A 26,036-nucleotide genomic window follows, 5' to 3' on the forward strand; every position below is an offset into this window, starting at 1 on the left:
CCTCATTTCCCGCGTTCTGCGGTGCAGCGGAAGGCTGTTGCTGCTGTTGCCGCCCGTTGCGGCGTCGAGCCCTGGTGGCGCTGGACATCCCCCGGCCTGCTCCTCTACTGGTGGTGTGCCTTAGGCGTATCGGCTGCCGCTTCGCGGACTGGTGCGTTGGAAGGTGGCACCCGTACCGTACGGCTCGATCGATACACGGCATAGTAGAGGGCGCTACGGCGTGAGTGCCGGGGGCGGTCGATGTGGATCCGACAGGCGGGGAGAGAAAGCAACAATGGCATCACGTCGGGACGAGCTGAATGCGTATTCGTTCGCGCGAAAGCGTACGAATGCGGCATTTCTGAAGCCGCTGCCGAACGGCTCGATCGAAAGCGCCCCCAGGCCGCTGAAAGCGGTGGTGCCCAGTGTGGTGTTGGCGGTCCTGGTGACCGTGGGGTTCGGCGCCGTGGGCGTTTTCAAGCCGGTCGCGCCGGAGGGCTGGGACACCGTGGGGGCAAATGTCCTCGTCGGGGACGAAAGCACCACACGCTATGTCGTTCTGGAAAGCAAGGACGCAAACGGCCAGAAGCAGAAGCTGCTGCACCCCGTTCTGAATCTGGCCTCGGCCAAACTCCTCCTCGACCCGAAGAAGTTCAAGGTCGTCAAGGTCAAGGAATCGGAGCTGGACGGAAAGCTGGCGCACGGCCCGGCCGTCGGTATTCCGTATGCCCCGGACCGGCTGCCCGACGCGAAACAGGTCGACAAGCCCAAGACCTGGGCGGTGTGCGACCGCCCCGGCAGCGGCGAGAACAGCAAGAGCCAGCAGGCGGTCTTCGTCCTCGACGGCAAGGACAAGCTGGACATCCAGAACACCAAGAAGGGCAAGCTCGACCTCCACCAGGCCCTGTACGTCGAGGACCCCGACGGGGTGCCGTGGCTGGTGGACAGCAACGGCTACGCCTTCCAGATGATCGCCGACACGGCGCAGGCGCTGAAGGAGGCGCAGACCGGCCTGAAGCACGCCGACGTCGAGGCCGACCGGACCCTGCGGCGGATCATCTTCGGCTCCCAGGCGCAACCGCAGAAGGTCTCCGCCGAGTTCATGAACACGCTGGTCAAGAGCCCGTTCCCGATCACCATGCCGACCATGGCCAGTGCGGGTGCCCAGTACCCCTTCGACGACGTCCCGCCCGAGGCGCGCAAGGTCGGCTCGATCCTCCAGGACGGCAACGGCCAGAAGTACGTGGTCCAACCCCTTGGCGTCGCGCAGGTCAGCAACTTCGTGGCCAACCTCCTGGAGCAGGGCCCCAACGCGGCGGCCGTGAACGGCAACACCGGCAAGGCGCTGCAACCGATCAACGTCGCCACCGGAAGCATCCGCCACGTGGAGCTGGGTGCCGACAACCGTCCGTTGGTCTTCGCCGGCAAGATCCCGGAAACGGACCTGGACAACCCCTGGCCCAAGGAGCCCGTCACCGCGGCCAACGACTTCGCGCACGGCTCGCAGACCGGTGGCCTGGGCTCGCCCACGTCGAACGGCGTCTCCTGCAGCGTCTACAAGGGCACCACCACCAAGTTCCCGGGCGTCGAGAAGCTCGGCTACCCCAACGGGCTCCCGGACATGAGCACCTGGGTCGGCAAGGACTACCCGGCCAAGATCGCCCCGGGTGCCTCGACCTACGTCACCCCCGGCAGCGGCCTGCTGTACCAGCAGGTCGCCAACCCCAAGGCGAACTCCGGCAGCCTCTTCCTGGTCACCGACACCGGCCTGCGCTACTCGATCCCGCGGAACAACGACTCCGCCAGCAAGGCCGGCAACGACAAGCAGGAGCAGGACCAGGCACAGGTCCACCTCGGCTACGGCGAGGCGCACCCGCCGCTCATCCTGGAGGCGTGGTCCAAGCTGCTCTCCGCGGGGCCGCAGCTGGACGTCCCGAGCGCGAGCAAGCCGCAGGCGTCCTGACGGCCGGGGGGCGGGCTGGGGGTCGCTCTCAGCGGCTCTCAGACCGCGTGAGGGGCGGCCTGAGAGCCGCGTAAGGCCGCGCCGGGAACCCTTTCTGGGGCCCGGCGCGGCCTCTTCCGCTTTTCGTTTCCATCTTTCGCTGTCGGTGCGCGTGCGCCCCTGGGGCGGTCGTGCTGCTGCCGGTGGCCGCATGCCCCGCAGCACGCCCCCGCCGGCCGCCACATCTCCCCGGAACCTTCACTACCGCCCGACCGAAACGCCCCATCTGTCTGTTTCCGCCGAACGACGCTTCCCTGCCGCCCAGTTGACATTGTTGTGATCCCGTCACAACAGCCGTCCCCCTGTTGGGAACAGGCGTGTGGAGTAGGTAATGTGACAGGAGGCGTCAGCAGGAGATGCCAACCGTGCACCGCCTCTTCCGGCACCGCGCGGCCGACGTACAAGTCTCATGGGGGACGTTGACCATGGCTGGTCAGTTCACACTCACGCACGAGGAGATGGTCGCGTTCAGCGGCAAGATCGACTCGGTCAACCACGCGATCACGGGGGAGCTGCAGCGTCTGCAGACGGTCGTCGACTCCATCACCTCGGGCTGGAAGGGCCAGGCGGCCTCTTCGTACCACCAGCTGCAGTCGCAGGTGAACGAGGACGGCAAGCGGATCAACCAGCTGCTGGCCGAGATCAAGGAAGCGGTCGACCAGACCACGGGCAACTACCAGAGCTCCGAAGAGGAGCAGGCCCAGTCGATCTCGCACGTCACCGCCCAGGCATCCCCGTTCGGATGATGGGGCCGCGCCGCTGACCCGGCGCCCGTGCCCACCTCGCCGTGGCCCGGCAGATCGGTTCCGGTTCCGGTCGGTTCCGATTTCGTTCCGCCGTCACGGCACGTGATTCGACTAGGCAGCATCAACTCCTGAGGAGACCCCATGTCCGGCCAGATCCTGGTCAATTTCCACACGATCAGCCAGGCGAGCTCCGACGTGCGTCAGACCGCCAACAACATCCGCCAGCAGCTCGACGACCTCGAGGCCGGCGTCAAGAAGGTCGCCGCGAGCTGGGAAGGTGCCGCGCAGGAGGGCTACCAGGCCCGCCAGCGCGAGTGGGACCAGCGCGCCGCGCACCTGCAGCAGACGCTTGAGGCCATCGCCAAGGCGCTGGACACCGCTGCTCAGAACTACCAGAGCACCGAGAGCAAGAACGCCAGCATCTGGGGCTCCTGACCTCGCACCCGCGAGGATGTAAGGCACAGATGGCACACGGCTGAGCAGCCCCCGACGGCTCGCACAGTGGTCAATGAGGGCGAGCGCGCTGGAGGACCAGTGCGCTCGCCCTTCTGCCGTCCGATGATGCCTCGCGGATGCGATGGGGTGACTTCTTCACAACGCTTCCCCCCGTCGCCACCAATCCCTCACCCGCCGTTCCTCACTCCGACCGCCTCCTCGTCTCCTTTGTCCCTGTCGTCTCCTGTCTTCCTGCAACCCCTCGCCTTGCCCCATCCAACCGCTATGGAGAGCAGAAAACCCGTGGGATCTCGCGCCATTGGTCTACGAACCGGGCACCGCCGCCGCGCGACGGGCGCACTGGTCACAGCGGCGTGCCTCGTCGGCCTGTCGACTGCCGCCGCCGCGCCGGCGGTAGCGGACGGGAACACCCCGCTGCAGAGCGGTGAGTGCAAGTTCGGCACCGACGACATCAAAGAGACCCCCTGGTCCCTCCAGCGTCTGCTCACCAACCAGATGTGGGCGAGCGGCAAGGGCGAGGACATCAAGATCGCCGTCATCGACACCGGCGTGGACGCGGGCAACAAGCAGCTCCAGGACGCCATCGAGGGCCCCGGCAAGACGTACGTCGGCGGCAAGCCGACCCAGGACAAGGTCGGTCACGGCACCAAGGTCGCCGGCATCATCGCGGCCCGACCCAGCGCGACGTCCGGCTTCTTCGGCCTTGCCCCCAAGGCCAAGGTCATCCCGTTCCAGCAGACCAGCGACGAGAAGGCCGGCACCGCCGACACCCTCGCCAAAGCCATCAACGATGCGATCGCCGCCAAGGTCGACGTCATCAACATCTCGCAGGGCACCAACGCCAGCAGGGGCCAACTGGGGCCGCTGGAGCAGGCGGTGAAGAACGCGCAGCAGGCCGGCATCCTGATCGTCGCGGCGGCCGGCAACAGCGGCGCCAGCGGCGAGGAGAAGAACATCTACCCGGCCGCGTACAGCGAGAACTACGACAACGTGCTGGCCGTGGCCGCCTCGGACCGCAACAACGAACGCGCGTCGTTCTCCCAGCCCGGCAAGTTCGTCAACATCGCCGCCCCCGGCGTCGACATGGTCTCCACCGTCCCGCTCGGCGGCAACTGCGTCGACCAGGGCACCAGCTTCGCCGCCCCGTACGCCGCCGGAGCCGCCGCCCTCCTCGTGGCCAAGCACAAGGACGGCAAGGGCAAGTGGAGCCCGCGCGAGATCATTTGGCACCTGGAGCAGACCGCCGAGCGCGTCCGCCGCGACCGCGACGACAACATCGGTTGGGGCGTCATCGACCCGGTCGCCGCCCTCAAGGACGACACCCGACCGACCGCCGAACCCACACCGGACAAACCGTCCGATGTGGCCGCCGGCTCCAAGATCCTGCCGGTCGTCGCCACCCTCGGCGAAACCACCGAGGAACGACGGGCGCGCATCTCCATCTACATCGTCGGTGGCGGCCTGCTGGCCGTCGCCGCGGTCGTGGGCTCCTCGATCGCCCTGCGCGACTGGCGCCGCAAGACCGGATTGACATCACACGGGGAGGCCAAGAATGGCTAATGAGCAGTATCGGGTTGACCTGAGTGCGCTTGAGGACACCATCAGGAAGCTCAACGGCATCCTGAAGGATCTCGGAGGTGCCCACTCCGACGCCCAGTACAAGACCTCGCTTTCGCCGAACGCGCTGGGGACCGGTTCTGCGGGCGTCAATTTCGTTGAGGCGGAAAAGCTGCACAAGGCCCACACGGAAATGAAGAACGCCATCGAGGGGATCATCGGGCATCTCCACGCGGTAACGGACAAGTTCGGCACCAAAACGAAGAAGGTGCACGGCAACTACCAGAACCAGGAAGCCGACACCGCCGCGAACATGTCCGGTACCTGAGATGGAAGCCGGTATGGGAGAGCTTGAGGTCAGCATGGAGAGCAGTAGAGGGGGAACCAGATCGTGAGCAGCGGTGGTGCGGAGTACGACGACTACGAGTACATCCCGGCGACGATGTGCTACAACGCCAAGCACGAGACAAACTTCGCCGAGTTGGACATGGACACCATGAAGGAGATGGTGAAGGCATCCAGCCCGAGTGAGGTCCACAATGTGGCGCGGGGCTGGTCGGATGTGCACAACCAGCTGGTCGGCGGCAGCGGCGGAGGCGTCAAGGGTGCCTTCGACGCTGCGGTGAACGAAGTGCTTCAGAGCTGGCACGGTGACGCTGCCGAGAAGTTCAAGGCTGAAGCGCAGAAAATCAGCAAGAAAATCGCCGATGGTGCGTCCTACGCTGACTACACCTCCAAGGCGATGACGAACGCCGCGACCATCCTCGAACAGCTCAAGCCAGAGATCGAGTCGATGGAGAAGCCCAGCGGCGCCAACAGCGCCGTCAACTGGCTTGAGGACGGCGGCAGTCGCGACGAGTCCGGCCTGAAGGCTGACCTGGCGAACAAAAACTTGTCCACGCAGGATGCTCTCGACAGAAACTCGGGCAATCTTTCTGCGGGTAAAGAGCAACAGCTGCGCATGGCGGTGAAGATGGAGCAGCTGGGGGCTGCTTATGCATCGCAGGCTAAGGCCATGGGCACGTGGAAGGTCCAGAAGCATGTCAGCGACCATGAGGACTACCCGGGGCCTCCCGGAGGCGACCCGCCGCCCCCCATTCCCATGCCGATCTCGTCTGGGTCAACGGCACCCCGCCAGGTAGGTCGCCCGTCGATCTCAGGGATGGGCCAGGGGCCTGGTGGCTCTGCAGGCGGAATCAAGGCACCGAAGCTCGACATGCCTCGCACGCCCGGCATCAGTGGCGGCGTCGGTGCTCCTGCGCCCGGCACGGGTTCGCTCGGACCCAAGGTGAACACGGGACTTGAGAGCTTCAATCCTCCGAGCGGTGGCGCCGGTGGCGCCGGTGGTACCGGCATCGGCGGTGGCGCCGGCGGGCTCGGTGGTGGTGTGCATGGCGGAGGCGGCATCGGCGGTGGCGCCGGTGGCGGATCTCTGGGCGGCGGCCCCGGAATCGGCGGCGGTGCTGGCGGCCTGATCGGTGGCAGCGGCGGCAGCAAGGGCGCCGGTGCCGGCATCAAGGGCGGCGGCGCCGGTGCCGGTGGTACTGGTGCTGCTGGTCGCGGCGCCGGGCGCGCTGGCATGCCCGGCATGGCCGGTGCCGCGGGAGCCAAGGGCGGCGCGAAGGGCGCCGGTGGCGCCGGACGTGGTAACCCCCTGGCCCGTCAGAAGGGCGGAGTCGTCGGCGCGGGTAGCGGCGGCAAGGCCGGCGCTGCTGGACAGGGTGGCTCGGGCCTGCACCGTAGCCGCGGTGGTGCGGCAGCCGGTGCCGGCTCCGGAGGCCGTCGTCCTGCCGGTATGGCGGGAGCGCCCGGCGCGCACGGTGCCAAGGGCAAGGACAACAAGGGCCAGAACGGCGAGCGCCCTGACTACCTGGTGGAGGACGAGGAGACCTGGACGCCGGAGCGGAACATTGCTCCGAAGGTCATTGAGTAGGAAGCTGTCGTTGGCAATTCGGCAGTAACAAGACGGGGCCCGATGCGTAGCAGAGGGCCCCATCCTGTTGAGAGAGGTGTACAGCATGAGCTTCACGCGGACGCTGCGTGCGGTCGGCGGCGCGGTTGTGGCGGGAGCGTTGCTCTTCGGCACCGCGCCGGTTGCATCGGCAGACCAGATCAGAGACGCGCAGTGGCCTCTACAGGCATTCAAGGCTGATGAGATCTGGAAGGTTTCTACGGGCAAGGGGGTAACCGTTGCAGTAATCGACAACGGGGTTCAGTCTCAACACCCGGACCTGAAGGGCAATGTCCTTCCAGGCAAGAGCTTTGACGACGGTGGCTCTGCGGAACCGAAGGCAGGTGACACTCACGGCACCTCCATGGCCGCTAACATCGCCGGCCATGGGCATGGGCCCGGAGGCGAATCGGGCGTTAAGGGGCTAGCGCCGGACGCCAAGATCTTGCCGCTGCGGGACAACGGCCTGAAGACAGAAGGTCTCGCCTCGTCTATCCGCTATGCGGTAGATCATGGCGCTTCGATTATCAACATCTCGATGACAGGCTCGACTGGCGAAGGAGAGGCTGAAGCCGTCTCCTATGCCCTCAAGCACAACGTGCTGATTTTTGCGGGAGCTGGCAACGACGGTAAGGGTGGCCCCGACGCCATCCAGTACCCTGCGCGCTACCCCGGGGTCGTGGCCGTCGGCGGAGTTCAAAATACCGGGGAAATTTGGTCCGGGTCCAACTACGGCCCACAGGTGATGTTGACGGCACCTGCCGTTGGCATCGTGTCTGCTGGCGACAGTGGTACCTCCAAGTACCAAAAGGACACCGGAACATCGGATGCCACTGCCTTCGCGTCTGCTACTGCGGCGCTTCTTCGAGCGAAGTTCCCTGATCTGTCTGCTGGCCAGATCCTCAACCGCATGGTCAGGTCCGCTGGGCTGCCCAACTCGGCCAAGGGCATCTCTCTCCCTGACCAAAAGTACGGCTACGGCTACATTCAGCCGCTCGCGGCGCTGACGCGTGATATTCCCGCCGGCCCGAAAAACGGCCCGTTGAAGATGCCGCAGGACCAGGCGTCTTCCGCAGGGACAGGCGGTCAGGCAGCTTCTGCGGGAAGCAACGGAAGCGACACCGCAACGCAGCCCGCGAAGAAGGGGAGCTGGAGTCCGCTCTTCATCGCGATGCTGGTTGGGGCCGGGCTCTTCGTCGTCGTTGTCATCGTCGTCATCGTGATGGTGGTGCGAAAGAAGGGTCGGCGTAATGGCCCGCCGCCTGGCGGCTCCAGCGGCTTCGGTGGTCCGGGCGGCCCGGGGGGCTACGCGCCCTACCCGCAGGCTCCGCCGCAGCAGCCCGGTGCGCCCGGTTCCTACCCGCCGCCGCCCGGCCGGTAAGGCTCTGCCGTAGGGCGAATCAGCCGAAAAGTAGACGAATTTGATTGGGGTCCGCACCCTTCGGGATGCGGACCCCAATGCGTTTGCAGCGCCCCACCCCGTGTTCCAGAGGACGGTGCTCGCCGTGTCCGTCAGGACGCGTGCGCTACGGCGAAGTCGACGAATGCGGACCAGGCGCTAGAGGACGCAGTCAGTGCGCACCGTGTGGTGTCTTTCGAGTCGCGAACATGCACGGCAGCGGTGCCCGGTGCGACCTCGACACATTCGCCGCCCGAACCGGTGCTGTAACTGCTCTTGAACCAGGCCGACTCGGGTATGGCCTGCGCAGTCTCTTCGATGTTCATGCTTCTCCCAGCAACTTCTCGACAAAGGACAGCGATTCGCGCGGTGTGAGCGCCTGTGCCCTGAGGATTCCGTACTGTTCCTCGATCTCCCGGACTACTTTCCGCGCCGTGTGCAGACGGCTGTTCTTGTACCCCTCCACGTAGGCGATCCTCCGCCCATCGTGTGTTTCGATCAAGGTGAAGGGCCCGTCCAGTCCTGCGTGCTCTTCCCGCTCGGTCGGCATCACCTGGATCTCGACGTTGCGGCGGTGACCGTGCAGCAGGATCTGTTCCAACTGGCCGCGCATAACGGGTCGTCCACCGAGAGGGCGGCGCAGCACCGCCTCTTCGATGACGAAACTGATGGTGGGCAGCGGCCTCCGGGTAAAGATCTCCTGGCGTTCCAGTCGTGCCGCCGTCCGCTGTTCGACCGTTTCCTCGTCCAGCAGGGGCCTCCACATGGTGAACCCAGCCCGTGCGTACTCCGGAGTCTGAAGAAGTCCCGGTACCGCCTTCGTCGCGAACACGTGCAACTCGACTGCCTTGGCCTCCAATCTGGCCGCATCCCGGAAGAACGCCGGATAGCGGGCCCGCGCCACCTCCTCCTTCATTTCGATGAGGACGCCGTGTGCGCCCAGGACCCCGTCCGCCTGGTCGATGAACTCCGGTGGCGGGATGCGCCGCCCCTGTTCGTACGAGGCGATGGTGGAGGGGGAGTAGCCCGTTCTCGCGCCGAGTTCGGTGCGTTCCATGCCGGCCCACTCTCGCAGGCGCTTGAGCTGGCGTCCGAACACCTTCAGGATGCCCGACTCAGGCTCGTACTCCGCCTGCTCATCGTCGTCGGTCCGCTGGCCGTCGTCGTCCATGTCTGTTGCCTTCCCGGGCCTGGCACCCGTTGCGTACCCACGCCTTCCGGGTGCGTACAACGCACCGTGGTCAGCGCATCACTCCTCGTCAAAGGTATGTCGGCGACGGGAGGGTTGGGGCCATGAACAGCACAGTCCGCTCTTCCGGGGTACTTTCCCGGATCGACGAAACCCAGTCCGGAATCGGTGAGTTCGCGATGCGTTTCACCTCCACGCGGCGCGGCGCCCGGCTGGCCCGGCGGCTGACCTCGCACCGTCTCGACGAGTGGGGGTATGCCTATGACACCGAGATCAACGAGTCCGTCAGCGCCATCGTCGGTGAACTCGCCGCCAACGCCGTACGGCACGGCCACGTCCCCGGACGGGATTTCGCCCTCCGCCTGACGGTTTCCGTGGCGGCGGCCGAAACCAGGGCCCTCCGCTTCCGTGCCGAGGTGTCCGATACGCGGAGCGAGAGGCTGCCGATGGTCCCTCCGGGCGGTGGAGCCGGTGCGGGTGCGGACGGGTGCGACGGGCTCGCGGAGAGCGGGCGCGGGCTGCTGATCGTCGCGTGCCTTGCGGACCGCTGGGGCGTCGTGCCACGGCAGGGCGGCCCGGGGAAGACCGTCTGGGCGGAGTACGTCCGGGTGGCAGGTGCGGCGGGGCACTGAGGCTGCCGTGGAGGACGGACGGGGCGGGGCGGTCGGCGGGGTACCGGCGGAAGGCAGGGGGCGGACGGAAGTCGGGAGGAGAAGCAGCGGCGACAGGGCGGCGGCCGCTGTGCCCGTCGAGGTGATGGCGACATCACGGCCCTGTGCGGCGAGCCCAGGGGGCCGGCCGTGGCCCGGTCGGATCGCGTTCGGCCGCCCGGTGGTGTGGGTGATCAAACTTCCCCGATCATCGGGGAGTTGGAGAGCGGGCGGGTGGCGTGGTCGGTGTGTGCGTCGGCGTGGAGGGGGGCGTGCTGCCTTCGGGTGGGCGGCGGTGACGGGGGGGAAGGCGGACCCATCGTCATGCATCGTGCTGAGCGCAGCGGTGACCAGTCGTTCGGGGGCAGTGGGTTGCGGAGGCGTATGCGAGAAAGGTTCTCCTGGGAGGGAGCGCGCTGTCGCTGATACCCATACATGCATTCGCCGCTCACTTACCCCCAAATTACCCATGAGTACCCCCTGAAGATCCCATATGGGATTCGGCGCCGTAGTCTGAGCCGAAGTCCCGATCTTGCTGCCGTCGCTGCCGTCGGCCTTGCCGTGACGCAGCAGCCGGGTCTCCGGTCCGTCAAAAAAGGGGGAGTATGTCCTACCAGCCCACCGAGCCGCCGAACGTGCCACAACAGCCTTATCCTGGTGGCTTTCCACCGCCTCAGCAGCAGCCGCAAGGGCCGCCGCCGAATGGATATGCGCCGCCTCAAGGGCCGTTTCAAGCGCAGCTCCAAGGACCGCCTCCCGGAGGATTCGCTCCCCCGCCGTTCATGCCCCCGGCCTCGCCCCGGCCGCCACAGCGCAAAACGGGAAAGACCGTCGGACTTGTCGTGCTGGGGGTGTGCGTCGTCCTGGCGCTGGGTATCGGTGCGCTGTTTCTGATCGGCCCAAAGAAGACTCCCGTCAAGGGCCTTGAGGGAACCAATCCGGTGTACGCGTCACTCACCGAGGCCCTCAAGAACAAGGACGAGAACGCGTATCTGGCCTCCTTCCAGGGGGACGAGCTCAAGGCGCAGCAGCGCAAGGTGTTCCGCAACCTGGTGAAGATACCGTTCACCGTCGCCCGCTACGAGAAGACCTCCTGGGCGGCCGGCGCCGCGGACACGGTGCAAGGCGTCAGCTTTGTCCACCAGATCAAGAATGTCGACGTAGCACCGGTATACGAGGAGTACCGGTTCACGTTCGGGTCGAATGCGGCGGGCCACCGGGTGATCACCGATGTCCAGGGGTCGCCCCATCCCTTCCCGGAGACCAGTTCCACGTTCTACCCGGCACCGTGGGACGTCTACGACGACATGACGGTGTGGAAGGGGGGCCGGGTCGTGGTGATCTCCGACAAGTCGCACGCCGCGGACACCCAGCGCTTCGCCCCGTACATCTCCCAGGCGGCTGATGACGATGTGACCGCTTGGGGCCGCAGTGGTGCGGACAAATCCGCGCTGTCCGCGGGTGCCCTGGTGGTGCTGGAGCCGAAGCGCGAGGTGTACTCGCAGTTCTACCGCAAGGGTGCGAAGAACGACTCGTTGGAAGCGGGCGTCAATCTCAGCCTGTCCAAGTTCGGTGCCAAGTACGACGACACGCTCCAGTTCGGTGGATCGCGCATCGTCATGGACTCTTCGCTGAGTCGGTTCACCGAACCTGACTGGAAGAGCGGCGTCAGGGAGATCGGCCGGCATGAGATCGCCCATGCCATGGTGGCTCCTTACAACAGCGCACGCGGTGACCTGCCCATCGAGGTCGACAGCTGGATCTCCGAGGGATTCGCCGGATACATGGAGTCGCGCGACAATCCCGCGGCGGCGAAGGCCGACACCGAACGGACCCTGAAGGGCTCCAAACTCGTCTTCGGCGAAACACCGGAATCGGACGCAAAAGCCTTCTATGCGAAGGACGCGAACGAGCGGCACCGGAACTACGTGCTGGCACGTCTTGCGATCCGGTACATGGCCGAGAAGTACGGTGAGAAGACGACCTTCGAGTTCGTCACTTCGATGTACCGGAAGCCGAACTACCACACTGAGCGTGGGTACTACGCGCAGCACATGAACACTGACCGGCGCACCTTGATGGAAGACTGGCGTGCCTTCGTCCGCAAGACCGTCCCCGGCGTCGGCGGGGAGGGCTGACGGCAGGGCCGACGTCGTCCCGTCACATGCCCCTCTGACCGAAGCCGTCGGCCGGAGGGGCGCAGCGTGAGTCGTGCCGGGGTGCCGTTCCGTCGTGAAAGCTGCAGGGAACGAGAAGGCTGCAGAAGGAAGGCGACGGGGCCGCTGCAGGACCGGGAAGGTCGGGGTGCAGCGGCCCTGGGGTGAGGCCGGCCGGGGCGGGGGTGGCCGGGCGGGAGGGGGCGGTGCTCAGCCGAAGACGTCCTGGACGCTGCCCTTTACGCCGTCCTTGACGGCGTCGGTGGCGCCCTGGTGGCGGGTGGCGGCGCCGCCGGTGTGCTGGTCCACCTGCTTCTGGGCGTGGTCCAGGCCGCGGTTGGTGAGGTCGTCCCTGGCGTGGTCGATGTACGTCTTGGGATCGGTCAGGTCGTCGGCGCCTTTCTTGACGCCGTCGACGTATTCCTCGGCCTTCTTCTTTCCGATGTCGGCGGTCTCGCCGAGGTTGATGCCGTCGCGCTCACCGAAGTGGGTTTCGATGCCCTGCTGCGCGACGTTCTGCGCCATTTCCTTGCCGGCCTCTTTGGCCTTTTCCTTGGCCGCGTCGACGACCTTTTCCTTGACGGTGTCCTTGACCGTTTCCTTGATCTGCTGCTTGGCGTAGTCCGTGACGACCTTGCGGGCTTCCTTCGAAACCGCCTTCTTCGCCAGCTTCTTGATGGCGTCCATGGTGGCGTGCTCCATGGCCTTGGTCGCCGCCTGCATCACCTCGCGCTTGATCTTTTCGAGGATCTCGCGGACGATCAGACGGGTCGCCTGGGTGGCGCCGGCCGCGGCGAGTTCGGACGTACCGAAAGTGAAAGGCGCGGCGGCCTGGGCCGCGATGATCTCGGCGGCCAGCATGACGAGTTGGGCGATGACCGCGACCTTGCCGGCGAGTACCGCGACGGCTGCGGCGTCGAAGGCCAGCGCGATGGCCTCGGCTGCCGCTACGGCGTCCCGGAAGTAGTTGTCGCCACTGCCACCGCTACCGTCGTATGCGCCCCACTCCTTCTGGAAACTCTCCACGGCTCCACCGGAGTTGGCGGAGACCACCGCGTTGGCCGCCGAAGCGCCTTGCCCGTGCGCCTCGTTCACCGATTCGGCGAAATTGCGCCAGACCTGGGCGCACTCGTGGAGCTTGTCCTCGTCGGCGTTCGGCCAGTTGTAGCCGAGGAGGTCCAGGACCCAGGTGACCTCGCTCGGCAGCGTCAGTGACACAGTGCTCGTCCCCCGTGCGGTGTAGGCGAATGCGGGTGATGGGGTGAAAGGGAGGTGCCGGATGACCGGAAGGAAAGGCGGCCGGCGGGGTGTGCGTCAGATGGCCGGGCGGCCGACGGCGCTGATGGTGTGGACGCCCTGCTCGTCGGACTCGGAGTACGAACGCGCCATTTCCTGGAGCTTGTCGCCGATGCCTTGCAGGCGTTCGCCCAGGGAATCCATCGACGTGAACATCCCGTCCCGGATGGGGGTGTAGATCGTGTCGAAGATGTCGCCGAAATCGCAGTCCTTCCAAGGGTCACCGATGCCCTTGAGGTCGTCCTGGAGTTTCTTCGACGCCTTGGAGAAGTCGTTGCCGACGTGGACGAATGCATTTCCCTGCGTCCGGAGTACGTCCGGATCGACATCGAATTCCTTGCCCGCCACCATTTCCCCTGTATTCCCCCTGAGATGCGCGTGCGCACCGCACCATGATCATTACGTGTCGTTAACGCCTGCCGGTTCCACAGTAGGCGATCTGCGCGCAATCATGTCAAGGCAAGTGGCGTGATCGCCAACTGGCGATGGACCCGGGTCAACAATCCTGAGATTGTAGAGAATTGGCCTGCCGGGAATGGGGTGAACCGGTGGAATTCGGGTGACGGATGGGTGGGGGGTTGGTGTGTGCGGAGTGCCGGGTGCGGCTGCGGCCTGATGGTGGTTCGCGCCCGCCTCAGTTCCGGTTCGGTTCCGGCTTGCGTCCGGTTCGCGGCCAGAACGCACTGAGGGGGCACCGTGGTTGTCACGGTGCCCCCTCAGTGGTCGATCGACCGGCCGGCGAGGATGGTTGGTACCGCCCTGGCGAAGGGCGGTACCGAAGGGCGGTACTTACCCGAAGGGCGTGTCGATCTTGGACCGGTCGACGCGGTAGGGCTTGGGCTCGTCCGAGAGGCCCGTGTCGTGCAGGATCTCCTGCTTGACGGCTTCCTTGTTGGTGTCGCTCATCAGTCCCTCCTTCGCCGCGCCCCAGGCCGACTGGCCCGCCGCCTTGCCGAAGCCCTTGCCGCTGCGGTCTTCGGCGAACGTCACGGGGTCGTCCTCATCGATGCCGAGGCCGGACTTGACCCCCGACTCGACCCCTTCCCTGATCTTGCCCGTGACGAACGAGTCGGCACTCTTGACACCCTGACGCAGCCCGGCGTCGATGAGCCGCTCCTCGGCGCCGGCGAGCGACCGGTTCTGGAAGATGTCCTTGCCCACCTTGCCCAGGCCCTCGCCGCCTTTGCCGAACTCACGCACCCCCTCAACGGCCTTCTCGACCTTCTTGATCCCGCTGAGGGCGTTCTTGGCGGTCCTGATGTTCTTGACCGCCTTGACCGCGGAGCCCAGTTCCTTGAGGGCCTTCAGCAGCTCCTCCAGCTTCGTGGCGAGCTCTTCGGACACCTTGGCGACGCGGGCGACGAAGACCGCGATCTCCGCCTCGGTGATCAGCGCGTCCGCGATGAGACCGATGCCGGCGGTGAGGACGGCGATCACGGCCTCGGCGGCGAGGGAGGCGATCAGCGCCTCGATGGCCTCGCTGATGATCTCGATGATCATGCCCTCGGCCTGTGCGCATTCCTGCGCGGCCGAGTTGATGATCTTCGCGGTCTGGGACATGCCCTCGGCGGTGGAGTCGAGTGCCTCGACCACCTCGCCCATGTGGCCGCTGAAGGCGCCGGACGCCTGCCCCTCCCACTGCCGGGAAAGGGGGTTGGCGTTGGTCCTCAGCTCCTCGGCCACCAACTGCACGGCCTTGGCCTGGTTCTGCCATGCGTCGGCCGCGGCGTTCAGCTGGGCAAGGTCTCCGGTGACCTTCTCCAGCACCTTCAACATGCCGGACTTCTCAAGAGCGAACTCGACGGCCTCGTCCAGCATGCCGCCGATCCCGCCCCGGGAGGGATGGGCCGCCTCGGGGAGCGGAGCCATCGGCGCGGGGTTGGGCTTCCGGATCCAGCCGTACGCGTCCCCGGCCGGTACCAGGCCCGTCGTCACGCCCGGGTAGCCGCCGCCGGAGACGCCCGGGTATCCGCCACCCGGTCCGGCCGGTGCGGGGAGAGTGGACCACGATTCGCGCCCACCGGCCTCTCCGCTACCTGCGCCCGCGCCGCCTTCGCCTGCGCCCGCGCCGCCTTCACCGCCGCCCGCGCCGCCTTCACCGCCCTTGTCTTCGGAGCCCCCGAAGAGCTTGTTCCCCGCCCACTCGCCGCCCTTTTCGCCGAGTTTCTGGGCCGCGGACTTGCCGCCCTCCTGGAGGATGCCCCGCCAGCCGCCCGGCGAGTCTCCGTCCGCTCCGGCATCGCCGCCGCCTGCGTCACCGCCGGAGCCGCCGTTGCCCGAGCCGCCGCCCGACCCGCCGCCGTCGTCGCCCTGCCGGTCGGAACGGTTGTGGTTCGGGTTCGGCTGGTCCTGATCGGGCTGCCGGTTCTGGTGCTGACTCGGCGTCTGGGGGTTGTCCCCGTCGGGATGACTGGGACGGGTGCTACCGGTGGAGCCCGAAGATCCGGTGGACCCGGAGGACCCCGTGGACCCACTCGATGAAGGGCTGGGGTGGTTGGACGACCCGTCGTGCGACGACCCGCTGTGCGACGACCCGGACGACCCGGACGAGCGGTGCGGAGTCGAGTGCGAGTGGCTTCGGCTCACCGTGCGCCCCCGAAGGACGAGCTGACCGCCTGGTCGTGCTCGGAGTAGTTCTGCGCCGTGAAGTGAAGCCCTTCGGCGGTGTTCGTCAGCGCGTTCACGAGGTCGGCGACGTTCTGCTTGCTCGCCTCGGCGTGCTCCTTGTACGCCTCCGCCAGGTTCTGCGCGTTCGGCAGGTGACCGAAGGCGGTGGACGAGATCTGGATGCCGGCTACCGCGTTCTGGATCGTCCTGAGCTGTTCCACCTGCTCACGGACCGTTGACGCATAACTTCCGATTGCCTCGGGCTCAACCCGAAACCCGGAGTCCCCCATGTCAGGTACCCTTCATAAGCGATTGTGAGCCTCACATCGTACTAAGGACTCGTCAAGGCGGGACCCCAGGGTGCGAGACCGGCCACACGCTCTGCGTACACTGCCCCTCCCACGGGCGGTTGAGCAGCCGTACGGGGGAGGACCGGTGGGATACGGCCGTAACAACTGGCGCCAAGTGGCCGGCTTCGCGGCCGACTTCATCCCCGGCGGCGGGGCCGTGCTCGGTGCGGTCGACCTGGTGCGCGGCGTCAGTGACAGCGTCGGGCTGAGCCGGCTGAACTACACCAAGGACGGTCACCCCTTGGTCGAACTTCCCTGGCAGCCGCCCGGCCCGCCGCCGAACCCGCAGCGGGCCGAGGCCGTCGGAGCGCAGGCGTGGAACGTGTTGTTCGCCGACGAGACCCGCTACAGCGCGCGGTCGCTGCTGGACCAGGTGGCGGGCCTCCTGGTGCCGCTCCCGCCGACCGAGCTGGACATGGTGGTCCGCCGCTGGGGCCGGCAGGGCCTGGAGCGATGGGACGAGCTCACCCACGTCGAGGACGAGCACGGCGAACCTGCCTACGACTGGCGCCGACAGGCCGAGCTGTTCGGCTGGCTGCTGCGCACGGTGAGCCCGTACGCGGCGATGCTGGTCGGCACCTGGATGGTGTGCAGCCAGCCCGAGTACGACCCCGACTGCGCCTGCGCGGACCACGGCTGGGTACTGCCCGAGGGGCCGTTCGCGAAGGTCGACGGCGCCTACTTCACCCAGAACTGGCAGCGGGTCTCCGGCTCGTCCGACGCGATGTCCTGGCAGGACATGGACCAGGGGCGGTTCGGCACCTGCTGGTTTCTCACCAGCGTCCAAGGGGTGATCCAGGCCAATCCCCAGCACGCACCCCGCCATCTCCGACTTGAGGCCAACGGGACGGTGACCTGCACCCTCTACGAGCAGGGGCGGCCGGTCGACATCACGACGGTGCCCGATCTGCCCTACGGCCACAGCATGTTGTGGGGCGCCAAGGGACACACGGACGACGCCCGTTACGCGGAGACCTGGCCCGGCTACTACGAGAAGGCCGTCGCGAAGCTCCGCGGCGGCTACGAACACGTCATCGGCGGCTTCGTGAACGACGCGTTCAGCCTCCTCACCGGCCGGGAGCCACAGCCGCTCGACTACCACTCGCCCTGGCTGTGTCACGAGATCGCCGACCGGCGGGCGCGCGGCCAGGCCATCGCCGTCGGCACCTGGGGCAAGGGGAACGACCGTGAGAGGCTGGCAGGCGGACGGCTGGCGGCCAGCCACGCCTACTTCGTGAAGGACGTCGACGTGGCCGGCGGCCGGATCTGCCTCGGCAACCCCTGGGGCGACGGTGCCACACGCAAGATGTGGGAGTGCTGGCTCTCCCTCGACGAGGTCCGGAACTACCTCAACAAGTGCTGGGCGATCGAGACCTGGTGACGCCGGAGCGGAGGGACCCTTCGGACTCCCGTAGCATTCCCGCTCATGGATGCAGCGGCGAGCAAGCAGGCTGAGCAGCCCACTTCCGGAGACGCGGGGGAGGGGGACGGCCAGGTCGAGGGTGGCCAGGCCGAGGGGGGTCGCATGGCGCTGACGCCGAGGCAGGCGCGCCGGGTGCGGGTCGTGCTGGCCTCGGTGATGATGGCCGCGATGGCGGTGCTGCTCGTGGTGCGGCTGGCGACCCGCCACTCGGTCCTGGTGGTCGGGGTGTACGGGGCGGCGCTCATACTCTGCGGGATCGTCATCGAACTCGCCCGCAACGGGCGTACGCGGCTGGGCACTTGGCTGCTCGGCGTGGGACTCGCGGCCGCGATTGCCACTGATTGGCTGCTGTTGCCCTGAGTAGCTCGGGCCGGGCGGTTACGGAATGGGGTCCAGGGTCGTATTGACTCAGCCTGGCTACCCCTCAATTCACCCGAAAACGGAGCCGGTTGGGGTGGTGCCCGTGGAGCGGGTGCAAGGGGAAGCCACCTCGGCTGTGAGCCGGACGGCGGTCGCGTCGAGGGAAAGGGTGAACGAGTGACCCACGCGATTTCCGGAAGTGTCGACCTCCCGCGCGTGCACGGTGTCTCCCGCCTCCGTCGTCTCCGATTCCCAACCGTTGGCGGAAAATTCCGCCGCCACCCGCGACAGCGCTCCGGGAAGCTCACCGGCCGGTACGAGATCGATGTGCCACACGTGCTTCGCGGAACACGGAGTGCGCAGGCCCTCGGCCCAGCAGTCCGCGCAGGTGATCACGGCAACGGGGTCCTGGCCCCCCACGCGTCCGCGCAAGGCTATGGCGTCGAGCAGCCTGCTGGAGTGCAGGTACAGGGCCTTCTTGACGGCCTCGTCCGGATCGGCGGGGGCCGATACCGACGGTGCGCTCCGCATGGCGCGGTAGTCCGCAATCTCCTGGTCCGTGCCCCAGTCGACCGTGTTCAGGATCTCGCGGAAGAGCTCGGCGTGGAGATCCCAGTCTTCACCCTCCTGCGAGCTGAGTTCAAATATCAGCATCTCTGCCGTGCCGGGCAGGGGGATATATGCCTGCATCTGCGACTGGGTAACCGGAAGCTCGCGGCCCGACGCCGACCATTCCGCGCTGATGATGTACGAGGACGTTCCGACGCGGATGAGGGCGGGCCCGCAGTTCAACTCCACGGGTTCCCAGTCGTCGTCCGGATACTTCCGTTCGAGGGTCTCGCGTGTCTTGCGCAGAGCCTCGGACTCGTCCGCACCGTCGTGCACCACCTGGCTGACGACCATGGTCGACAGGCTCGGCCGCCCCTCGACTTCGAGCGGGCAGAGGCCGGCGTAGATGACATCGGCCTCCACCATGGGTTCCAACTGCGCCGAAAGACCCAGCGCGAAGCGGTACTGATGATCCTGCGGATGATTCGGCAGGAGGTCCGTGACCAACTCGTACAGCTGCGTGGCTGCCGCTTCGTCATCCACGGCATCGACGGGGAGTTCGCGGACGAACGGCGGCATGATCCAGCCGATACGCAGTTTGGTTGATTTCTGCTGAGAGGGAGGCATCGTCGTAGTCATGGTGTCGCTGGTCTCATTCGGCATGTTCTGTTCCCTGCGCTGCGCCGGACGTCCTATTCTTCTTCACCGCCGGAGAGCTGCTTCGCGGCGCCATGGATGAACGACCCCGCCTTGATGGGCAATTGGATGCCGGCCTCCACGGCGCTCGGCACCTTTCCCTCCGGGAATTTGCCCTTCAGGAGCATGTTGATGCCCTTCTGGCTGAGGGGGGACCGAATCCCTTCGTAGATTTTTTCGCCGAGTTTCTCGCCCCGGACCAGCCCTTTCGCTCCGGCGGCTACCTTTCCCAGCGTGCTGGCGCCCTCTGCCAGACCCACAGCTGTTTTGGCGCCCCCGAGTGCCGACTTCCCGACGCCGCCGACTCCGGGAATGACCCCGAGTGCATCGAGCCCGATCTTCCATCCCGGTGTGCCGTTTCCGCGGGCATTGCCGATCCAGTGACCTGCCATGGCTCCGGCGGCGCAGACGGCGGAGGCGCCCGCGAGTACGCCGCCCGCCACCGTCCCCACGACCGGGACGAACTCGCAGGCGAGCGCGGCCGCGGCCAGTCCCGAGGAGATGGTCGACAACAGATCGGCGTGGTCCACCAGCCAGTCCGTGAATGCCCGGAAGCCGGACTTCAGGCCGTCGATGGCCCTGTTCCACCAGTGGATGTCCGGTGGGTGGTTCTCCGACGCCTTGAGGATCGCGCGTTCGGCCTCGCCGGCCCGGTCTTTCCACTGGGCGTGGATGCGTTCGGCTTCGCGTATGAGATGTTCCAGTTTGTCCTTGGACCTGTCGGCCGCGTCCTTGGCATCGGAACAATTATTGACGAGCTGCTTGAACCCGGGGTCATTGCCGTCCACCGTGGCCAGGTTGAGCGAGTTGTACTGCTTGGCCAGACTGTTGTAGTGGTCCTGGTCGGACTTCAGCTGCTTGCGGGCCGACGCGGCCTCGGCCTCGATCGTTCCGGCCTTGTCCTGGAACCCTTGCAGATGGGTGTGCCAGCCTCGTAGGGCCTTGGCGCAGTCGTGCATGGATTCACTGCCCTGGCGCAGGTACTTGGGCAGTTCGCCGAGTTTCTTCGCGAAGGCATGCGCCGCATCGCCTTCCCATGCGCCGTCGTTCTTGCCGATCGACTTGAGCATATGGTCGAGCTCATCCAGCTCGTCGCCCACGGACTTCACATCCGACGCGAGTGCCTGGATCTGGTCCAGGTCTCCCTTCGCCGGATTGAAGCCGACGCCGGGCCAGGCCGAGTCGTCCTCGATGAACATGCTGCGCCAAGACATGTGTCTCCCCCTGTGGTTGAACTGTTCTCTGCTGCCGGGCAGATCGGTGCCGGACTGCGTTGATGGTTACTTCTTGCCCATCATCTTGGCGTTTTCCTCTTCGCCTGCCTGGTAGGCGTCCAGCGTCATTTTGAGCTTCTCGTGAATTTCCTTTGACGCCTTCGTGATGCGCTTGATGCCGTCGCCCCACTGATCCTGGAACTCGTCACAGGCATCGTCGAGGCCGTCGGTGCCCAGAGTCTTCGGGCCCACCTTTTCGAGGCGGCGCTGTGCGTCCCGCATGCGATCGCCCGCCTCCGAGAGCTTGGTGAGCATCTCCTGGATACGCCCGACATCGATTTTGAAGTCCGTCGCCATAATGCGATTCCCCCTTCGCCCGGCTGTTTCGTCACAGTGAACCTGTCCGCAGCCGTACGGAATCTCGTTCCGCGCCGGTGGGGCAGGGTGCACCGACCGGCACGGCAACCGCGGTTCGGCGCATCTGGCCACCCTAACGCAGCCTTGTGGACGGGCCGGAATCCGGATTTGGCGCAAAACGCTGAGTGTGGGTCGTGAGTGCCCGTGCCCTTGCCTCTAAGCGCCGTACAGCACGGCCTGCGCGTAGATGAGGTTCACATCCGGAACTCCGGCGTCCGCGCGGTATCGGCCGTTTTGGAAGTCGAGGGCGGCCTTTCTCGGTCCGCTGCCGGCCCGCATGCGCCAGCGGGCGCGGTGGGGCTTGCTCCACAGTGAACGGCTCGGGTGCAGGTCGCCGTTGAGGAGGTAGACCAACGCCATTATGACCCAGAACGGCGAGCCTGCCCAATATGCCACCCAACCGCGGATATTCCCTTTATAGGCGACTGCGCTGCATTGCCGGGCCGCGTCCTCGATGCGCCATGCCTGGCGAATTCCCAGTGGGGAGCGCCCGTGAGTGATCCGACCGATGAACCGGCCGGATCCGTCATGTACCGCATACACGGTCTGGGAGGGAGTGGAATCGGCCTGGGGGGCGACGGTACACAGGGTATGGGCGGGCTCTGCCGCTGCCGTGAGGGCGAAGGCCGGCTCTGGGTTGTCGCTTCCGCTGTAGCGGTGAACTCGGGCCAGGGGGGACGCGGCATCGAACCGCCCCATTCCCGGTTGAAGAGCTCCCCATGCCTCAGAGCCGGGCAGTGCCATGAATTGCTTTGCGGACTCGTCCTGCGAAAAGCAGAACTTTATCTCGGTCATTCGGGATGCTCCCCTTGGTTGGTCTCTCGCCGGTGGACGGGCGAGTCAGGTTGCCACGGCGGTGTTGCCGGGGCCGGGGGTGGGCTCCGGGGCGGGTGCTGGAGCGGGTGCCGGGGCGAGGAACTGGCGTGCTGTCACGCGGTGCTCGGTGGCGACGAGGAGGATGCCCTCGGGGGACAGGTGGGCGGCGCGGAGCGGGGAGTCGGCGACCAAGGTGGTCGTCACGTCCCCGTTCTGCCGGGCGTACACCCGCAGGGTGTCGGCGTCGAGGTCGAACCCGTAGGGGGAAGAGGCCCGTTCGTCCTCCGAGGGGTGTCGTACGCGCCCGGGGTCGGCGTCGACGTAGCCGGGGCGGAGCAGGTCGTGGAGGAGGGTGGGGCCGTCGGGGACGGTCAGTACGGCCACCGGGCGGGCGCCGTCGGACGCCGTCGGTGCCGTTCCGTCGGCCGCCGCGGGCTCGTCCGTCCCGGCGGCCGGTGCCGTGAGCGCGCCGGCCGTCATCGCGACCACGCCCGTAAGCGGCACGCTCCACAGGGTGCGCCACGGCAGCTCCAGGCCCAGCCCGTGCAGCGCCTCCGCGTACGGGAGCAGGCCGTCCTCGACGAACGCGGTCTCCAGGAGCGCGGCCCGCAGGGCGGCCGACGTCCCGGGACGGGCGAGCAGGGGAGCGGTGCGCAGGTACGTACGGGCTGGGGCGCCCAGCCGGTCGAGCGGTACGGCCGCCACGGCGGTGTGCAGCGCGACCGGGTCGGCGTGGGTGAACAGGCCCGGGTCGGTGAGGAGTTGGGGGAGCAGACCGGCGTCGAGGGTGTGCGCGGCGATCCGGTCGCGGACGTAGGGGTCGGCCCGGGACCAGTCCTGGCCGGGCACCGCCTCCAGCAGCGCCATGGCGATCCGGGTCTGGGCGCCCCGGGGGTCGGGTGTACCGGAGCGGATCTCGGCGGCGAGGGCCGGGTGCGCCAGGCGGATCAGGGTGCGGGCGGCCTTCCCGGAGGCTTCCGGCAATTCCGGGTCCGCGGTGTCGGTCCCGTCCACGGGCAGCTCCACCGGCTCCACGAACGGGGCGGCGAGTGGCGTCCCTTCGGCGACGACCTGGCTCATGTCGCGCCCCGCGACGGCGTCCGCCAGCGGCCGCCACAGTTGGACCGGCAGTCCGTCGCCCTCGGCGAACGCCAGTGGCGCCAGCAGCTGCCGGAGCGTCCGCGGATCGGCGCCCAGGCGGCGGGCGTGCAGATCGAGGGCCTCGCCGGGGGTGGCGGGCAGCTGCGTCTCGTCGGTGGGGTCGAACCCGTCGGGGTGGGCGCAGAGCGACCGTACGGCCAGGTGGACGGTGAGCCGGCTGCCGTCCGCGCGCCGGGCCAGCGCCTCGGCGAGCGCCCGGCGCGCCTCCGGGGCGGTGGTGAACGGAAGGCGCGGGGCGCCGGCCTCCGGTGTGAGCGCGGTCTCGGCGTGCAGGGCCAGGCCCTCGGGGTCGGCCCACTCGGGCGCGTCGAGGTCGATCAACTGCGCCTGGCCGTGCGGCAGCGCCTCGGCCAGCTCGGATGCGAACTCGCGCGGGACGTCGGTGAGGAGGTGGACCGCGGGCGCCGCGGCGAGCGGGGCGAGGACCTCGCGCACCAGGCGCGCCGGCTCGCCGGCGGCGCGCACCGGGCCGGCCAGGTCCAGGTCCGGGACGACGACCGTCAGGGGCTCCTCGCGGGCCGCGAGTTCGGCGAAGACGTCCGCAGTGCGCCCGGTGGCCGGGCCGAGGTGGTCGGCGAGCAGCTCCCGTACCTGTGCGGCCGTCCGGCCTCGGGGGTCGGGCACGGCCGGCGCCGGGAGGTCCGGGGGGACCGTCGCCGGATCCAGGTCGTCGAGCGGGAGCTGCTTGCGGTGGTCCGGGTCGCACAGCATCAGGAAGCCCGCGACCAGGCGCGAACGCCCGCTGCCGGGGCTGCCGGTGACGATGATGACGCGCGGGGCGCCGGGCCACCGCATGCGCCAGGCGGCGAGCGCGCGGAGGGCGGCGGTGCGGCCGCCGACGTACGGGTGCGGTGCGTAGCGGGCCGCCGCGGTGGCCGCGTCGCCTGAGGCGCTCATGACTTCCTCGTCCCCCATCGATCCCGCCCTCCACTCACGTGGATCCGTGCATGTACCGGCTAGATCCTAGATCCGGTCCCGGAAGGCGGGACGGCCGAGGGGCGGCTGTTCCGGAATGGGCGGAAGAGGCGTGCGGGCGTGGTGTGCCGGGTGCGGGATTTCGTGAATTCCGGGCGGGAACGCGGCCTTCACGAGCATTTTGCGATCTTTGGCGCGCGAGACTGGCGGGCGGGGCGCCGCGAAATGAGGTCGGAAACACCGGAAAACGTCGGTCAGTATCGGAAAACGCAGAAGATCCGCTTTCGCAGGCCGGAACGGGCCGACGAAAGCGGATCATTCGGACGGAAAACGAGTGCCGGTGGGAATCTCAGCGGTGGCCGCGGGCGCCGCCGCGGCGCGGGCCGGTGACGAGGTCGAGGCTGGGGCCGTCGCGTTCGGCGCGCTCGCGGTCCTCCTCCTCTTCCTGCTTCTTCTGCCACTCGGCGAACTTGGCGCGGGACTCCTCGCGTTCGGCGGGCGTCTGGTTCTCGGCGTCGTGCCGGATCTTGTCCAGGCGGTCGCCCAGTGCGTCCATGTAGCCGGGCGTCTCGATGGCCTCCTTCATGCCCAGCCGGCCGGCGAGCACTTCCTGGGCCATCTCCTGGAGCTTGCCGCCCACACTGGGGTTCTCCGCGAGTACCTTCAGCGCCTTGCGCAGGCGGTGGGCCTGCTCCTGGTCGTGGGCGACGTCCATCAGGTCCTCGTCCTGGATCTGCCGCTCATTGCTCATGACTGCCCCCTCGTACGTGGTGGCACAGCAACCGCGCGTGCTGCACCGGCGTCCCGAGTGTAATGACGGGTGTGAACGGGTCGTCAAGGCGAGGTTGTCGGTATTGCCGCAAATTGCTCCGGCGTCCGTTACCCGCCTCACGGAGAAGCCGCTCTGCGCGGGGCTTCGGCCCTAATGCGGGTGTGCTAGACCTGAGGTGATGGTCAGCAAGTCGCTGTCATTCAATTCGGGGAGAAATGATGTCCGATGAAGTCCGGCTCAGTACCGAGGCGCTGCACAAGCTCGGTACGACCTTCGAGATTCGTGCGGAAGAACTGAGCCGGCAGCTGGGCGCATTCAGACGGCGCGCGGACGCCGACGCGCTCAGGGACGGTTTCGGCAGCGACGAGGCGTCCCGGTCCCATCGCGAGCTGTTCGAGGAGGCCGAGCGCGCCCTGGCGCAGCTGCAGCAGCGGCTGGCCGAGGTCGGCGGCGGCATCAAGGAGACCGTCGCCAACGCCCAGGCGGCGGAGGACGAACTCGTCGAGATGATGCGGAGCGCCAGGTGACCGACGTACGACGCAACCCCCATGCGCTGCACGAGGCGGCGGCCGGCTGGCGGGACATGGGCAGGCACCTGGACGGCCTGGTCCGCGACCTCGACCGGCACGTCGGCAACGCCGCGTCGGCCGACTGGCACGGGCCGGCGGGCGAGGCGTTCGCCGCCGAGTGGCACCAGCTGAAGCGGTCCGTCGACGAGACCCTGCCGGTCTTCGAACTCGCCGCGGCCGACCTGGAGAACGCGGCCGACACCCACCACACCGCCGGTGCCGCCGGCGACCACGACTCCGGCTCCGGGGATTCCTCGCAGAACGGCTCGCAGAACGCCTCGCAGTCGTCCGGCCCGCAGATGACCTACGGCTTCATGGCGCTCGGCCAGCTCGCCAACGGCCTCGGCGGCGCCTTCGGCAAGCGCGGCCGGGGCGGCGGAGGCGGCCAGAGCCAGGTCCCGCAGCTGCGGCACCAGTGGGAGTCGTCCACGGCCGCGCACGGGCCCGACCCGTTCGGCACGCCCCGGGACGGCGCGGCCGTGACACCCGGCGGCGCGGGCATCGCCAAGGGCGTGCGGACGAACCCGGCCGAGGCGCAGCGCGCGGCGGACGAGCAGGAGGCCGGGGAGGCCGCGCGGCGCAAGGCGGCGGAGCAGAGGGCGACCCCGGACAAGGCACCGGACAAGGCACCGGACAAGACACCGGCGAAGGGCTCCGGTCAGGCGTCCGGCAAGGGGCCCGGCGAGGGTTCCGACAAGGGTGCGGCCGAGGCCGCCGCGGCGACCGCGCAGCCCGGCCCTGACGTCTCCCAGCACGGCGCCTTCGGCTGACCGGAGCACGGCGAGGGGCCCGCAACGGCCCGTAGA

The 26,036-nt window shown here is 67.7% G+C and carries 25 protein-coding genes; 13 read left to right on the forward strand and 12 right to left on the reverse strand.

Annotated features, from left to right (window positions below):
- Positions 1 to 274 precede the first annotated feature (274 nt).
- From B073_RS0127555 to B073_RS44500, 7 genes are all read left to right on the forward strand, one after another.
- Entirely contained in the window at positions 275 to 1,942 is a 1,668-nt protein-coding gene (locus B073_RS0127555) for a type VII secretion protein EccB (protein WP_026247783.1), read from the forward strand.
- A 464-nt stretch (positions 1,943 to 2,406) separates the two neighbouring features.
- Positions 2,407 to 2,727, forward strand: a complete 321-nt coding sequence (locus B073_RS0127560; RefSeq protein ID WP_026247784.1) for a WXG100 family type VII secretion target — start codon at positions 2,407 to 2,409, stop codon at positions 2,725 to 2,727.
- A 141-nt stretch (positions 2,728 to 2,868) separates the two neighbouring features.
- Positions 2,869 to 3,162: a WXG100 family type VII secretion target gene (locus B073_RS0127565; protein WP_018541319.1), complete on the forward strand. Its 294-nt coding sequence runs from the start codon at positions 2,869 to 2,871 to the stop codon at positions 3,160 to 3,162.
- A 303-nt stretch (positions 3,163 to 3,465) separates the two neighbouring features.
- Positions 3,466 to 4,743, forward strand: coding sequence for a type VII secretion-associated serine protease mycosin (gene mycP / locus B073_RS0127570; RefSeq protein ID WP_018541320.1), 1,278 nt, complete (start codon positions 3,466 to 3,468; stop codon positions 4,741 to 4,743).
- Positions 4,736 to 5,068, forward strand: coding sequence for a hypothetical protein (locus B073_RS0127575; RefSeq protein WP_018541321.1), 333 nt, complete (start codon positions 4,736 to 4,738; stop codon positions 5,066 to 5,068). Before mycP ends, B073_RS0127575 begins: the two co-directional genes overlap by 8 nt.
- Before the next feature lie 63 nt (positions 5,069 to 5,131).
- Positions 5,132 to 6,673 (forward strand): hypothetical protein, encoded by a 1,542-nt coding sequence (locus B073_RS48850; protein ID WP_158690232.1) that lies wholly within the window; start codon positions 5,132 to 5,134, stop codon positions 6,671 to 6,673.
- Between the two features lie 85 nt (positions 6,674 to 6,758).
- The gene (locus B073_RS44500; RefSeq protein WP_078508210.1) at positions 6,759 to 8,072 is read left to right on the forward strand and encodes a S8 family serine peptidase; all 1,314 of its coding nucleotides are present in this window, start codon (positions 6,759 to 6,761) and stop codon (positions 8,070 to 8,072) included.
- A gap of 131 nt (positions 8,073 to 8,203) precedes the next feature.
- Here the strand turns inward: B073_RS44500 and B073_RS44505 are convergent, their stop codons facing one another.
- Together B073_RS44505 and B073_RS0127595 are read right to left on the reverse strand one after the other, a co-directional pair.
- Complete coding sequence (locus B073_RS44505) at positions 8,204 to 8,416, reverse strand: DUF397 domain-containing protein (RefSeq protein WP_078508208.1); 213 nt, start codon at positions 8,414 to 8,416, stop codon at positions 8,204 to 8,206.
- Positions 8,413 to 9,261, reverse strand: coding sequence for a helix-turn-helix domain-containing protein (locus B073_RS0127595; protein ID WP_018541324.1), 849 nt, complete (start codon positions 9,259 to 9,261; stop codon positions 8,413 to 8,415). The genes B073_RS44505 and B073_RS0127595 overlap by 4 nt, the downstream gene beginning before the upstream one ends.
- Positions 9,262 to 9,383: 122 nt before the next feature.
- Between B073_RS0127595 and B073_RS0127600 the strand changes: the two genes are divergently transcribed.
- The gene (locus tag B073_RS0127600; RefSeq protein ID WP_018541325.1) at positions 9,384 to 9,911 is read left to right on the forward strand and encodes an ATP-binding protein; all 528 of its coding nucleotides are present in this window, start codon (positions 9,384 to 9,386) and stop codon (positions 9,909 to 9,911) included.
- Between the two features lie 623 nt (positions 9,912 to 10,534).
- Entirely contained in the window at positions 10,535 to 12,067 is a 1,533-nt protein-coding gene (locus B073_RS0127605) for a hypothetical protein (RefSeq protein ID WP_158690233.1), read from the forward strand.
- Positions 12,068 to 12,295: 228 nt separating this feature from the next.
- Here the strand turns inward: B073_RS0127605 and B073_RS0127610 are convergent, their stop codons facing one another.
- From B073_RS0127610 to B073_RS0127625, 4 genes are all read right to left on the reverse strand, one after another.
- Positions 12,296 to 13,303: a hypothetical protein gene (locus tag B073_RS0127610; RefSeq protein ID WP_018541327.1), complete on the reverse strand. Its 1,008-nt coding sequence runs from the start codon at positions 13,301 to 13,303 to the stop codon at positions 12,296 to 12,298.
- A 96-nt stretch (positions 13,304 to 13,399) separates the two neighbouring features.
- Complete coding sequence (locus B073_RS0127615) at positions 13,400 to 13,732, reverse strand: WXG100 family type VII secretion target (RefSeq protein ID WP_018541328.1); 333 nt, start codon at positions 13,730 to 13,732, stop codon at positions 13,400 to 13,402.
- 438 nt (positions 13,733 to 14,170) lie between these two features.
- The gene (locus B073_RS0127620; RefSeq protein WP_018541329.1) at positions 14,171 to 15,316 is read right to left on the reverse strand and encodes a WXG100 family type VII secretion target; all 1,146 of its coding nucleotides are present in this window, start codon (positions 15,314 to 15,316) and stop codon (positions 14,171 to 14,173) included.
- A 647-nt stretch (positions 15,317 to 15,963) separates the two neighbouring features.
- Positions 15,964 to 16,278 carry a WXG100 family type VII secretion target gene (locus B073_RS0127625; protein WP_078508209.1) on the reverse strand — a complete coding sequence of 105 codons (315 nt, stop codon included), beginning with the start codon at positions 16,276 to 16,278 and terminating at the stop codon, positions 15,964 to 15,966.
- A gap of 145 nt (positions 16,279 to 16,423) precedes the next feature.
- Here B073_RS0127625 and B073_RS0127630 point away from each other — a divergent pair, with 145 nt between their 5' ends.
- Complete coding sequence (locus tag B073_RS0127630) at positions 16,424 to 17,719, forward strand: C2 family cysteine protease (RefSeq protein WP_106731974.1); 1,296 nt, start codon at positions 16,424 to 16,426, stop codon at positions 17,717 to 17,719.
- A 45-nt stretch (positions 17,720 to 17,764) separates the two neighbouring features.
- A complete protein-coding gene (locus B073_RS0127635; protein WP_018541332.1) occupies positions 17,765 to 18,121 on the forward strand; it encodes a hypothetical protein in 357 nt (118 codons plus the stop codon).
- 69 nt (positions 18,122 to 18,190) lie between these two features.
- Here B073_RS0127635 and B073_RS0127640 read toward each other — a convergent pair whose 3' ends face one another.
- The 6 genes from B073_RS0127640 to B073_RS0127665 all read right to left on the reverse strand — a co-directional run bounded on the left by B073_RS0127640 (position 18,191) and on the right by B073_RS0127665 (position 24,640).
- Positions 18,191 to 19,333 carry a hypothetical protein gene (locus B073_RS0127640; RefSeq protein WP_018541333.1) on the reverse strand — a complete coding sequence of 381 codons (1,143 nt, stop codon included), beginning with the start codon at positions 19,331 to 19,333 and terminating at the stop codon, positions 18,191 to 18,193.
- A gap of 29 nt (positions 19,334 to 19,362) precedes the next feature.
- Positions 19,363 to 20,565, reverse strand: coding sequence for a WXG100 family type VII secretion target (locus tag B073_RS0127645; protein ID WP_018541334.1), 1,203 nt, complete (start codon positions 20,563 to 20,565; stop codon positions 19,363 to 19,365).
- An 81-nt stretch (positions 20,566 to 20,646) separates the two neighbouring features.
- Positions 20,647 to 20,937, reverse strand: coding sequence for a WXG100 family type VII secretion target (locus B073_RS0127650; protein WP_018541335.1), 291 nt, complete (start codon positions 20,935 to 20,937; stop codon positions 20,647 to 20,649).
- A gap of 216 nt (positions 20,938 to 21,153) precedes the next feature.
- A complete protein-coding gene (locus B073_RS46700; RefSeq protein ID WP_158690234.1) occupies positions 21,154 to 21,792 on the reverse strand; it encodes a hypothetical protein in 639 nt (212 codons plus the stop codon).
- A gap of 45 nt (positions 21,793 to 21,837) precedes the next feature.
- On the reverse strand, positions 21,838 to 23,871 hold the full coding sequence (locus B073_RS0127660) for an ATP-binding protein (RefSeq protein ID WP_234025178.1): 2,034 nt from the start codon (positions 23,869 to 23,871) through the stop codon (positions 21,838 to 21,840).
- 367 nt (positions 23,872 to 24,238) lie between these two features.
- On the reverse strand, positions 24,239 to 24,640 hold the full coding sequence (locus B073_RS0127665; protein ID WP_018541338.1) for a hypothetical protein: 402 nt from the start codon (positions 24,638 to 24,640) through the stop codon (positions 24,239 to 24,241).
- 239 nt (positions 24,641 to 24,879) lie between these two features.
- Between B073_RS0127665 and B073_RS0127670 the strand changes: the two genes are divergently transcribed.
- Both B073_RS0127670 and B073_RS0127675 read left to right on the forward strand, forming a co-directional pair.
- Entirely contained in the window at positions 24,880 to 25,188 is a 309-nt protein-coding gene (locus tag B073_RS0127670; RefSeq protein ID WP_037812948.1) for a hypothetical protein, read from the forward strand.
- On the forward strand, positions 25,185 to 26,000 hold the full coding sequence (locus B073_RS0127675) for a WXG100 family type VII secretion target (RefSeq protein ID WP_026247786.1): 816 nt from the start codon (positions 25,185 to 25,187) through the stop codon (positions 25,998 to 26,000). The genes B073_RS0127670 and B073_RS0127675 overlap by 4 nt, the downstream gene beginning before the upstream one ends.
- Positions 26,001 to 26,036: the final 36 nt, after the last annotated feature.

Source organism: Streptomyces sp. MspMP-M5 (assembly GCF_000373585.1).
Lineage (GTDB): Bacteria > Actinomycetota > Actinomycetes > Streptomycetales > Streptomycetaceae > Streptomyces.